Below are 12,328 nucleotides of genomic sequence, written 5' to 3' on the forward strand. Positions count from 1 at the left end.
AGCTGAATAAAAGTAGAATATTCTGAAGTTTTCCCTTTTATAATAGGGGTATTGGTGTAATGATTATATCAATGCGGCCAAAGAGGGGGAAAGGCATGGACAAAGCATGGTGGAAAGAGGCAGTTGTGTATCAAGTGTATCCAAGGAGTTTTATGGATTGTGATGGCGATGGGATAGGGGATATTAACGGGATCTTGATGAAGCTTGATTATTTACAAGAGCTGGGTGTGAACGTGATATGGCTGTCCCCCGTTTATCAATCTCCCAATGATGACAATGGGTACGATATCAGTGATTATAAATCAATCATGACTGAATTCGGGACCATGGCTGATTTCGAAAGGTTATTGAAGGCGGTACATGAACGTGGAATGAAGATCATGATGGACCTGGTTGTCAACCATTCTTCAGATGAACATCCGTGGTTCAAGGAATCCCGATCGTCAAAAGGTAATCCGAAACGTGATTATTATATTTGGAAACCTGGCAGGAACGGGAAAGAGCCTAATAATTGGGAGTCCATTTTTAAAGGTTCAGCATGGGAATATGATGAGAGAACCGATGAATATTATTTACATTTATTCAGCCGGAAACAACCTGATTTAAATTGGGAGAACCCTAAGCTCCGTGAAGAGATCTACAGCATCATGACATGGTGGCTGGATAAGGGTGTCGATGGCTTCCGGATGGATGTTATCAACTTCCTTTCAAAAGATCAAAGCTATTCAGATGGAGCGGTTCATCATGAGAAGCAATTTGGTGATGGAAGCCCATTTTTCCTGAATGGCCCGCGCATACATGAGTTTTTACAGGAAATCAATCAACGGGCACTTTCCGGATATGACGTGATTACGGTTGGGGAGATGCCAGGCGTCACACCGGAGGACGCGCAATTGTTTACAGGTAAAGATCGTGGTGAGCTACATATGGTCTTTCAATTCGAACACATGGATTTGGGGAGCGGGCCAGAAGGAAAGTGGAGTAATGATAAGTGGAAGCTTACCGATTTAAAGCGAATTCTTTCCAAGTGGCAGACTGGTTTGGAGAGGGATGGCTGGAACAGTTTATACTGGAACAACCATGATCAGCCCCGGGTTGTCTCAAGGTTTGGTCATGATGGAAAGTATCGTATTGAAAGCGCTAAGATGCTTGCCGCTTGTCTTCATATGCTTCAAGGTACACCCTATATATATCAAGGGGAAGAGCTGGGCATGACCAATGTTACCTTTGAAAGCATCGATGAATACCGGGATATCGAAACAGTGAATTCATACGACGAACTCGTCAATTCACATGGCTGGTCGAAAGAGCGGATGATGTCAGCCATCCATGCCCGCAGCAGGGATAATGCGAGGACACCGATTCAGTGGAATGACTCCCGGAACGCGGGATTCACGAAAGGGACTCCTTGGATTAAGGTTAATCCCAATTTTCCCGAGATTAATGCAGAAAAGGCCTACAATGATCCGAATTCCATTTTTCATTTTTATAAAAAGCTTATCCAATTACGCAAGAAACATGAAATCGTCGTGTATGGCCGTTTTGAACTGCTGTTGCCGGATGATGAACGAATATTTGCCTACACGAGATCGTTTGAAGAAGAAAAGCTGTTAGTGCTATGTAACTTTAAAGAGGAGCAGGCTCCCTATACTTTGCCTGAAGAGCTGCATGCTTATTCCGCTACAAAGCTGATCGGCAATTATGATCAGGAGGAAGAAGGGATCTCCAGCAAACCTCTGCGTCCATATGAGTGCCGTGTTTATCATTTGAAATGAAAAAAGGACCTGTTCTTCTCCGTTTTCAGGGAAGAACAGGTCCTTTGCTTATTATTTTGATTTAAGGTCACATTCCTCTAGGGGAATGATTTTCGTTTTATGCTTAATTTTATAGCCGAACCATAGGACGAAAAATAGAATCAAGCCAATGTAGGAAACAATCATTGAATTCCAGTCGATCCCATCGCTGCTGAAAGCTTGGTAGCCTTGTCCGATAATAATGATAATACAAAGGACAAGTGCGAATATAGGCCCGAATGGGAAGCCTTTTGCCCGGAATGGTAAAGCATTCATATCAAGGCCTTGAGCTGCGTAGGCTTTACGGAACCGATAATGGGCAATCGCAATCCCTACCCAGGTGACGAATCCCGCCATGCCTGAAGCATTCAATAACCAGATATAAACGACGCCGTCACCGAAAAACGAAGCTAGGAATGCAACGCAGCCTACTAAAGAAGTCACGATAAGTGCGTTCACGGGTACTCCTCTTTTATCTAACTTGCCTAGGAATTTAGGTGCTTTCCCATCACGTGCCAAGTCCCATAGCATGCGGGTTGAAGCGTACATGCCAGAGTTACCGGCAGAGAGTACGGACGATAGAATGATCGCGTTCATGATGGATGCAGCAAATGCAAGGCCGGCACGTTCGAATACAAGCGTGAATGGACTTACGGCAACATCTTCACTCAACAAACGGGAATCGGTAAACGGAATGATCATTCCAATTACAAAAATGGCTAAAATATAGAATAAGATGATACGCCAGAAAACGGATCTGATCGCTTTTGGGATATTTTTTTCTGGATCCTCACTTTCACCAGCCGTCACTCCAAGCAATTCCGTTCCTTGGAATGAAAAGCCGGCAGCCATGAATACGCCTAGAATCGTGAAGAACCCTCCGTTAAAGGGACCTTCGCCCATTGTGAAATTGGAAAAACCTATTGGGTCATTCCCGCCCATGATTCCGAGAATGATCAGAACACCCGTGATCAAGAAAATGATGACTGTCACGACCTTGATCATGGCAAACCAGAATTCTGTTTCCCCGAAACCTTTGACTGACATGTAATTGATAAGAAACATAATGATTAACGCAATGGCACTCCAGATAATTGAAGGGCTATCCGGGAACCAGAACTTCATAATTAAGACAACGGCTGCCAATTCAGCGGCAATGGTGATTGCCCAGTTATACCAGTAGTTCCAACCAATCGCAAAACCGAAAGACGGATCGACGAATTTGGATGCATAGACACGGAACGAACCGGCCACTGGCATGAACGCTGCCATTTCTGCAAGACTTGTCATTAAGTAATAAACCATGATGCCGATGATCGCGTATGCCACCAAGGCACCGCCTGGACCGGCTGAATGAATGGCACCGCCACTTGCTAAAAATAAACCTGTTCCAATCGTTCCACCTAATGAAATCATCATTAAATGACGCGCTTTCAGGCTCCTTTTCAGTTCAGTTGGGCTTGATGATGATTGTAAATTTGACAATTGATGTTACACTCCTTTTTATTGGAAGGGAACGAAAAATAAAAAAACAGCAGTCGAAAAAGATCGACGGCTGTTTATAATAAACCCGTTTATCCTTCCGAAGATAGCTCCCCACGCTTTTTGAAAAAACGTGACAGTGGTGTTCCTGTTAGGTAACACCGCCAGCAAGAATATACATGGAATATACCCTAACTTCGGCAACTTATCCTTTCAAACGGAGTCTTTAATTTTCCAGAATCTCGTCCGTTTTACTTTTATAAGCTGCAGCCTCTAACTCATCGGTAAATGAGGAAGTATTCAATTTTCTAATATCGTTGCGCCAGCTTGTTAGTGACGTCGGACGATTGTACTCATGAAATTCATGCAATCGCTACTAGATTGCTAGTAATTGAGTAAACTTTACTATATCAAAATTATAAAATAACTTCTTGGATATCGCAATGATTATTTTATGTGGTTATTTTTTCCTAGTTAATGAGTAATGGCAATAATGAAAAATTCAAATGACGGTATACCAAAAAAAGAATCCTGATAACTTAAACGGTACTCCTTTTTATAAGGGCATAGTCCAGTTTTACATGTTTGACCACTTCAGGATTCTCAAATAGATCCACTGCCATTTTCCCAATCCATTCGAGTGGTAAGGAAATGGTCGTGATGTCGAGCATTTCACTCAGGCTATCATTATTAAAGCCGAGAATGGCCACATCTTCCGGTACCCTTATACCCGATTTCTTAGCGGTAAGAATGAAGCCTGCCGCCGTGTCATCATTCGTGATGATGAGAGCTTCAGGTTTATCCATCAATGAATTCCAATCCTGAAACAATTGTTCACCGTCTTTGATGTGATAACTGCCTTCAAACAGCCATTCTTTATTGTTCATCAGTTGATGTTTACTCATGATATCGTTAAATGCCTTTGTTCGATGAGAGCTATTTCTGCTCTTTTTACGGCCGAGGCTGTATCCAATTTTCTTATATCCTTTAGCAATCACGTACTCAAGGGCACAGGAGAAAGCTGCATAATGATCGATGCTGATGGATGAGAATTCAGCCTGGGCTGTATCTTCACATAAGATAATCGGCCCGTATTTTTGATAATCCAAGAGGATTTTCATTTCTGAAATCCTTGAACAAACGATAATGCCATCGAGCTGCTTCATTTGCAGCATATTCAGAGCCTGGATTTCTTTCTCTCTGTCATAATTGGTTTGAAAGATGACGATATGACAGCCAATTGCATTTGCCTGTTTAGTGATTCCGTTAACGATTGCCCCGTAATAGGGGTGATTGGTGAAGGGGATGATGATGCCGATAAGATTTGTTTTGCCTTTTGAAAGATGAATGGCGTTGATGTTTCTCGAATAATTCAAACGATCGATGGCTTCTAAGACGCTTTTTCTTTTATCGGGGCTTACATATGGATGATCATTCAATACACGAGACACTGTTGTGACAGATACACCAGCACATTGAGCTATTTCTTTAATATTTGTCATGGTATCACCGTTTTTTCTTTTTTTATATTGTACCGTATGAAACCCATTTCAGGGCAAGAGAACAGAGTGAGCCTGCTGAAGATTTCTTCAAATAAGGTCTTGTTCTGGTATTGGTTTCATCCTTTAAGATTAGTTTAAGTCTTAGAGGAGGAGGAGATCATGATGTTCCAAACTTTAATCACCCTGTTTGTGCTTTGCGGAATCGAATTGGGATTTGCGTACTTGGCAATTTCCTTGAGGCAGGAAAAATGAGTGGCAATGCACATTGAATGCGTGAAATCCGCGTTTACTCGTGAATTCTGCCGCTTTACTTGTGAAATCCACACATTTACTCGTGAATTTCATGTGTCCCGAAATAACCCCCATAGTTTATATTCACCATAAAAACTCCACAATATAAATATAACTTCATCGTTACGTTTCATGTACGGAATATCTTACTGTCAGGGAGCTCTCTAGTAGAGATTCCTGACAGTTTTTGCTGTGTATTTAAGTCATTCGCCTTTTGAAATGTTTGAAAAATAGTTGCACTTTTTTTGTATATTTGTGTATAGTATAAAATAAGTTGTGTAGAGGAAACTTTTTAGCATTTACGACAATGTAAAAAAATTTACACTTAGTTTTGTACTTGGCAAACTATTTTAGAAAGATGAAAAAGGGAGGGTATATGGATGGGTTTTCTAAAAACTATTGGGGGCGTGCTTGCTGCTTTGCTGATTATAACGGGATGCAGCAATGATACGGCCCAAAGGGATAAAGGCAATGGCAAGCTGAATGTCGTTACAACAACGGGAATGATTGGGGATTTGGTTGAGAATATCGGCGGTAAACATGTCGAGGTCACCAGTTTAATGGGACCGGGAGTCGACCCCCATCTATATAAAGCGACACAGGGTGATGTGAAGACACTGGATTCGGCTGATATGATTTTTTATAACGGTTTGCATCTTGAAGGGAAAATGACGGATATATTTGAAATGATGAGCAAGGATAAACCGACGATTGCCGTAACGGAGGACTTCAAGGAGAACCAGCTTCGCAAAGTGAGTGCAACGGAACATGATCCACACGTATGGTTTGATGTAAAGCTTTGGATCGTTGCGTCGGAGTCCGTTAAGAAAGAATTGATTGCCAATGATCCGGACCATGAAGCGGAGTATCGTGAAAATTATGAGGAGTATGTCCTGCAATTGGAGGAACTTGATGAATATGTTCAGGAGGAAATCAATAAAGTACCGGAAGATCAACGGGTACTCGTTACAGCACATGATGCATTTGGATACTACGGTCAGTCATATGGCTTGGACGTAAGAGGGCTCCAAGGGGTCAATACATTATCTGAATATGGATCAAAAGATGTGACGGATATGCGGAATTATCTTGTGGAGAACAAAATAAAAGCGATTTTCATAGAGTCAAGCGTACCAAGGAAGGCTATCGAGGCTGTCATTCAAGGAGCGGGTAAGCAGGGTCACAAAGTGGAAATCGGCGGGGAATTGTTCTCGGATGCAATGGGTGAAAAAGGGACGGAAGAAGGAACGTATATCGGAATGGTCCGTCATAATACCGACACCATCGTCCGTGCTTTGAGATAAGGGGGAGAAACTATGAATCAAGCAGCTTTGAAGGTCGAGAATTTAACGATTGCTTATCATAAGAAGCCGGTTGTCGAAGATGTCTCATTTGAGGTGCCGGAAGGAAATTTAATTGGTATCATTGGCCCCAATGGAGCAGGGAAGTCCACTTTGATAAAGGGAATACTCGAATTGATCCCAAAAATATCGGGGCAAATCACAATAAAGGGTTCTACTTATAAATCGATGAGGAAGAGTATCGGCTATGTACCACAGCGGGAGTCAGTGGATTGGGATTTTCCGACCAACGCACTCGATGTCGTGATGATGGGCAGATATGGTCATCTCGGATGGCTGAAGCGGCCTGGTAAGTCCGAAAGGCAGAAGGGGATGGAGTGCCTGGAAAAGGTGGGGATGGCTGAATATGCCAACCGCCAGATCAGCCAGCTATCAGGTGGACAGCAGCAACGGATATTCCTGGCACGTGCATTGGCACAGGAAGCGGATATTTATTTTATGGATGAACCGTTCGTAGGGGTGGATGCCGCAACGGAGAAAGCAATCATACAATTGCTGATGGAATTGAAGGAAAAAGGCAAAACCGTTCTGGTTGTGCACCATGATCTATCTACCGTGAAGGAATATTTCGACTGGACGATGTTATTGAATAAAAAGGTGATGAAAATAGGTCCGACAGAGGAAGTGTTCATTCCCGAATATTTGCAGGCAACATATGGAGGCCGCCTGGCGATACTTTCAGACACAAAGTCCGGCCTTTTATTAAAATGAGGTGTACACGATGAACATACTGGATATTATTACTGATCCAAATACAAGGTGGATATTGCTTGGCACGATGTTCCTCGGATTAAGCAGCGGAGTCATCGGCAGCTTTGCCTACCTCAGAAAGCAGTCTTTGCTCGGAGACACGCTCGCGCATGCAGCGTTACCCGGTATCTGTGTGGCCTTTATGTTAACTGGGGTGAAATCGACTTCCTACTTTCTAATAGGTGCCGCCTTGGCTGGCTTAGTTGCTGTCTTCTTGATCAGTGTGCTTACGAGATACAGTAAGATCAAACAGGATGCGGCCTTGGGAATCGTCTTATCTTCCTTCTTTGGCTTCGGAATTGTCATGCTTACGCAGATCCAGCAGAGCGAGTATGGAAACCAGAGTGGATTGGATACCTTTTTATTCGGGCAGACGGCGTCAATGGTCATGTCCGATGTATATATGATGATGACGGTTTCCTTTATTCTCATTTTCACTTGTACCGTATTTTTTAAAGAATTCAAATTACTGTCCTTTGATCCTGGGTTTGCTAAGGGGCTGGGATTGCCGGTTGTTTTTCTGGATTATTTCATCATGATGCTGATCGTGGCAGCTGTAGTGATTGGTATCCAGGCTGTAGGCGTCGTATTGATGGCATCTTTGCTGATCACGCCTGCGGTTTCTGCAAGGTATTGGACGGAGCGGCTGCATATCATGGTCATCCTGTCTGGTATATTCGGAATGTTGAGCGGTGTTTCTGGAACGTTGATAAGTACATCGGTCAATGATTTGCCAACAGGACCGTTAATTGTCTTATCCGCGACGGTATGGTTTTTCTTTTCCATGCTTTTTGCACCTAAACGCGGAGTGCTTTCATCTGTATGGAGAAGAGTGTCGACGAAAAAGAAATATTCTCTCGAACAGGATAGAAGGAAAGGGAGCCACACATCATGAATGATTTTTGGATTATCTTAGTCGGGGCATTGGTGGCGGGTTCTTGCAGTGTATTAGGATGTTTTTTGATAGTCAGGAAAATGACGTTGATTGGGGATGCAATCAGTCATTCCGTTCTGCCGGGAATCGTATTGGCATTTTTAATAACCGGGACCCGTGACTCTGTTCCAATGCTGATCGGGGCTGCAGCGCTCGGCTTGCTTACCGTATTCTTGATCCAGCTTTTCCAATCGTCGGGCGTTCAATCCGACGCGGCGATCGGGATTGTATTCACTTCCCTTTTTGCAACTGGGATCGTACTCGTGAGCTTGTATACGCAACAAATAGATTTTGATCTGGAACATGTCCTTTATGGAGAAATAGCCTATACTCCCTGGAATACGATGACAATCGCGGGAATCGAGGCTGGACCAAAAGCAGTTTGGATTGTCGGCAGTTGTTTTATCCTGAACCTCATACTGATTTTCCTTTTCTTCAAGCAGTTTAAACTCGTGTCTTTTGATCCATCACTTGCGGCAGCAATGGGAATTCCTGTACTGTTCTTTCATTATTTATTGATGAGCCTCATTTCTCTGACCACTGTAGCTTCTTTTGATAGTGTAGGTTCCATTTTAGTAGTTGGGATGCTCATCATACCTGCGGCAACGGCTTACCTGCTTTCAGACCGTTTAAGCAGCATGATATTGGTCAGTATCGGGGTCGGGGTGCTAAGTTCCATCATCGGCTACTATTCAGCCACCATTTTGGATGCCTCGATATCAGGCTGCATGGTGGGATCGGCCGCCATTTTATTCGGATTGGCCTTTCTCTTTTCCCCAAGCCATGGATTGGTCAGCCTATTGCGTAAACGGAGAAAATCAAAGGAATCGCATGCATAGCTCCTCCTGCCTACAGGCTTCTTGGAAATGATTCCATGAAGCCTGTAAACTATTCTTCTATATAGTTGTGATTTTATTTGTTTAAAGTATAATGAATAAGTGTATTTATAGATGTATCGCTGGAGCCTTTTTAAGGGAGAGTTAAGTATGGAAGAACAAAATAAATTTTCATCACGAATAGATTTTTCTTTGGTCACAATATTGCTGTTATTATGCGTTGGAAGTTGCTTAGCAATCTATAGTGCCCAAACGACTGGACAGTACGCTGAAAACTTCTTAATTAAACAAATCTTTTGGTATATAGTTGGAATTGGAATCGTATTAGGTTTCATCACCTTGGATTCTGATCAGCTGAAAAAAATTTCTTGGTACGCCTATGGCTTCGGATTGTTTTTGCTTTTTTTGCTGATCATTATGCCGGAAAGCATTGTTCCTGTCCGGAATGGTGCGAAAAGTTGGTTCATCATTCCGGGAATCGGTTCAATTCAGCCATCGGAATTCATGAAGGTTTTCCTGATCCTGGCTTTAGCAAATGTTATCTCGAACCATCATCTCAAAAACACGCTGAAAACGATCCAATCGGATATCTGGCTGCTTATTAAAATCGGTCTTGTGACCGGTGCCCCCTTATTGTTAATCATGCAACAGCCGGATTTGGGTACTTCGCTTGTCATCATGTCCATCATGCTCGGAATGATTTTCATATCAGGGGTATCATGGAAGATCCTGCTGCCAATCGTGTCGGGAGGAATTGTCGTCGCTTCAACGGTCCTATATTTTGTACTTTGGAAGCCGGAAATCCTGGAGAAATACCTAGGGGTAAAATCCTATCAATTCGGCCGTATCTATTCTTGGCTGGATCCATATAATTATGCCAGCTCCGAAGGGTATCACTTAACCAAATCCTTACTGGCCATCGGCTCCGGCCAGACCACAGGTAAGGGAATCGGTTCGAGGGAAGTGTATTTGCCTGAGAGTCATTCGGATTTCATTTTCAGCATCATCGGTGAGGAATTCGGCTTCATCGGATCAAGCATCATCATTTCCTTGTTTTTCCTATTGATTTACCATATAACAAAAACGGGAATGGACACGAAAAATAACTTCTATACATATATCTGTGTTGGCGTTATCAGCATGTTGACGTTTCACGTTTTTCAAAATATCGGCATGACTGTAGGCCTTTTACCGATAACGGGGATTCCGCTTCCATTTGTCAGTTATGGAGGAAGCTCGCTAATGGGGAACATGATGGCCATGGGCTTAATATTCAGCATTCGGTATCACTATAAGAAGTATATGTTTTCAACGGATATCTAAATATAAAGCCGGCCCCCGATGTGCCGGCTTTATTTGTAGCAAAAAACAAAAGGAGCAGAATCCACTCCCCTGAATGTTTGCTTATTGAATGTTCGTTCCGGATGGAAATTGATTTTTATAACCGGAAAATTGTTGATACGATTGGCTTATGCTGTTAGCTTGCGCCTTTTCTAAACTATACCAGCCCTTTTCGAACATAAGGTTATAGAGTTCACGCTGCATCTCCTGATTTTCTTTGGCAACGGAAAAAATGTCTTGGAATAATGCTTGGTTACTCATTTCATGCAGGGCAACGGAAAGGGAATTGCAAAAGTACTTTTCAGTTGTGAGCATATCATTTATAAAATCCCTGTCATTCATTTGCGGTGTCTTTGCCACGGGAGATTCTGGATTTTGGACTTTGTTTTCGTTGGGCATCTAGAACCCTCCTTTACTGGTATTGTTGTTGACCCTGATTTTGGTCCGGGTTCAAATGTTTCAAAATGGTATCGTAATGGCGTTGATGCATGAGTCCGCACCGATTTAACGCATCAATGATTTGCGGGTCCTTGCATTGTGTGGCAAAAAAATGTGCTTTTTTAACTGCATTCAGATTCCATGCAAGCATATCGGTTAAGTATAAACTATCTTTCACCGTAACCATTTCCGGCGGCTGTTTCATGAAGCCGGTCTGCTGTTGGCTGTTAAACGAATTTTGCTGTTCCATCATTCTACCTCCTTAAGTGTTCTTTTAAACGAGCTTAATTTTCCCTTCATGAATTTTTTTTATACTTGATTCTAAATATCTGAAAAATGAATTAAATGGTAAAATAATCTTGTGCATCTATTTTCCAAAATGATTTGGAGGGGAATGCAGATGGAAAGAATATTGAAAAATCTATTCCTTTTTTTATCAAAGAACAAAGGCATGACGAAGGCAGCGAAAAAATACGGGCTGCGGTTTGGGGCATCTCGTTTCGTGGCAGGAGAATCCTTGGATATGGCATGTGAAGTGATTGCAGATCTTAACCGGAAAGGGCTTGCCGTCACCATCGATTATTTAGGTGAATTCATTGAAGATGAACAAGAAGCAGGGAAGATGGCAGATGAGTGCATCGAAGCGATCCGCATGATTGGCAGAAATAAACTGGATTCACAGTTATCCCTGAAGCTGACCTCGATGGGCTTGGATGTGTCCGAACGAGTCGTAATGGATAACATGCGGAGGATCTTAGATGAAGCTAAAGCCCATCAGGTTTTCGTGACGCTCGATATGGAAGATTTTCATCGATGTCAACCGACTTTGGATGTATTCAAAAACCTAAAGTCTGAATATAATGAATTGGGGACTGTCATCCAAGCTTATCTGTATCGGACTGAGAAGGATATTGAGGAGCTGGATGCATACCATCCGAATCTAAGGCTTGTTAAAGGGGCTTATAAAGAACCATGGGAAGTGGCTTTTCCCGAGAAAAAAGATGTGGATGAGAATTTCAAGAAAATCATCAAGAAGCATATGCAAAATGGTAATTACACAGCTGTTGCCACACATGATGATAAAATCATTGATTATACGAGGGACTTGGTCAAAGATCAGGGAATTCCCCGGGATCGATTTGAATTCCAAATGTTATACGGCATCCGCAATGAAAAGCAGCTCGAGCTTGTTAAAGAAGGATATAAGGTAAGGGTGTATGTTCCTTATGGTACGGATTGGTATGGATATTTCATGCGCCGCCTTGCGGAGAGACCGGCCAATATTGCTTTCGTTTTAAAAGGCCTTTTCAAGAAATAGGAAGCGAAAGCCGCCCCGGATAAGGGACGGCTGATCAAATTAAGAAGGATTATCTTTTGAACTGATTGTTCTGGCTGTTCACTTTATTGATTCCGTGTTGACGTTCAGCGCCAGGGCCGGCATTGCCTTTAACGCTTGCTGCGCTTACGGCTGCTTTAGAAGGATTATCTTTACGCTTCATTATATAAGTCACCTCCCGCCCAGTTATTTTTTACTGAACGGAGGAGAAATAACCAAAGGAATTCGGAGAAAAAAATATTTTTTTCCTGTTTAATTATTGCG

General features: G+C 42.6%; 12 protein-coding genes and 1 riboswitch. Of the genes, 7 read left to right on the plus strand and 5 right to left on the minus strand.

Annotation, left to right across the window (positions count from 1 at the left end):
• The first annotated feature begins 95 nt into the window (after positions 1-95).
• Positions 96-1,775, plus strand: a complete 1,680-nt coding sequence (locus J7E52_RS05160; protein WP_214743969.1) for a glycoside hydrolase family 13 protein — start codon at positions 96-98, stop codon at positions 1,773-1,775.
• Positions 1,776-1,826: 51 nt separating this feature from the next.
• On the opposite strand, the gene J7E52_RS05165 is transcribed toward J7E52_RS05160, so the two are convergent.
• Positions 1,827-3,278 carry an amino acid permease gene (locus J7E52_RS05165; RefSeq protein ID WP_286197460.1) on the minus strand — a complete coding sequence of 484 codons (1,452 nt, stop codon included), beginning with the start codon at positions 3,276-3,278 and terminating at the stop codon, positions 1,827-1,829.
• A gap of 96 nt (positions 3,279-3,374) precedes the next feature.
• Positions 3,375-3,559: riboswitch (Lysine riboswitch) on the minus strand.
• Positions 3,560-3,814: 255 nt separating this feature from the next.
• Positions 3,815-4,777 (minus strand): LacI family DNA-binding transcriptional regulator, encoded by a 963-nt coding sequence (locus tag J7E52_RS05170; protein ID WP_214743970.1) that lies wholly within the window; start codon positions 4,775-4,777, stop codon positions 3,815-3,817.
• A 671-nt stretch (positions 4,778-5,448) separates the two neighbouring features.
• On the opposite strand from J7E52_RS05170, the gene J7E52_RS05175 reads away from it, so the two are divergent.
• The 5 genes from J7E52_RS05175 to J7E52_RS05195 all read left to right on the plus strand — a co-directional run bounded on the left by J7E52_RS05175 (position 5,449) and on the right by J7E52_RS05195 (position 10,272).
• Positions 5,449-6,372, plus strand: coding sequence for a metal ABC transporter solute-binding protein, Zn/Mn family (locus tag J7E52_RS05175; protein ID WP_214743971.1), 924 nt, complete (start codon positions 5,449-5,451; stop codon positions 6,370-6,372).
• Positions 6,373-6,384: 12 nt separating this feature from the next.
• Positions 6,385-7,140, plus strand: coding sequence for a metal ABC transporter ATP-binding protein (locus tag J7E52_RS05180; RefSeq protein ID WP_214743972.1), 756 nt, complete (start codon positions 6,385-6,387; stop codon positions 7,138-7,140).
• A 10-nt stretch (positions 7,141-7,150) separates the two neighbouring features.
• Complete coding sequence (locus J7E52_RS05185; RefSeq protein ID WP_214743973.1) at positions 7,151-8,074, plus strand: metal ABC transporter permease; 924 nt, start codon at positions 7,151-7,153, stop codon at positions 8,072-8,074.
• Positions 8,071-8,952, plus strand: coding sequence for a metal ABC transporter permease (locus J7E52_RS05190; protein WP_286197461.1), 882 nt, complete (start codon positions 8,071-8,073; stop codon positions 8,950-8,952). The genes J7E52_RS05185 and J7E52_RS05190 overlap by 4 nt, the downstream gene beginning before the upstream one ends.
• A gap of 147 nt (positions 8,953-9,099) precedes the next feature.
• A complete protein-coding gene (locus J7E52_RS05195; protein WP_214743974.1) occupies positions 9,100-10,272 on the plus strand; it encodes an FtsW/RodA/SpoVE family cell cycle protein in 1,173 nt (390 codons plus the stop codon).
• An 81-nt stretch (positions 10,273-10,353) separates the two neighbouring features.
• Here the strand turns inward: J7E52_RS05195 and J7E52_RS05200 are convergent, their stop codons facing one another.
• Together J7E52_RS05200 and J7E52_RS05205 are read right to left on the minus strand one after the other, a co-directional pair.
• Positions 10,354-10,689, minus strand: coding sequence for a spore coat protein (locus J7E52_RS05200; RefSeq protein WP_214743975.1), 336 nt, complete (start codon positions 10,687-10,689; stop codon positions 10,354-10,356).
• 13 nt (positions 10,690-10,702) lie between these two features.
• Positions 10,703-10,981: a hypothetical protein gene (locus J7E52_RS05205; protein WP_396020245.1), complete on the minus strand. Its 279-nt coding sequence runs from the start codon at positions 10,979-10,981 to the stop codon at positions 10,703-10,705.
• Between the two features lie 147 nt (positions 10,982-11,128).
• Here J7E52_RS05205 and J7E52_RS05210 point away from each other — a divergent pair, with 147 nt between their 5' ends.
• Positions 11,129-12,046: a proline dehydrogenase family protein gene (locus J7E52_RS05210; RefSeq protein WP_214743976.1), complete on the plus strand. Its 918-nt coding sequence runs from the start codon at positions 11,129-11,131 to the stop codon at positions 12,044-12,046.
• A 49-nt stretch (positions 12,047-12,095) separates the two neighbouring features.
• On the opposite strand, the gene J7E52_RS05215 is transcribed toward J7E52_RS05210, so the two are convergent.
• Positions 12,096-12,230, minus strand: a complete 135-nt coding sequence (locus J7E52_RS05215) for a YuzL family protein (protein ID WP_072273724.1) — start codon at positions 12,228-12,230, stop codon at positions 12,096-12,098.
• Positions 12,231-12,328 lie beyond the last annotated feature (98 nt).

Origin of the sequence: Bacillus sp. ISL-34 (assembly GCF_018613325.1) — a bacterium.
Lineage (GTDB): Bacteria > Bacillota > Bacilli > Bacillales > DSM-1321 > Peribacillus.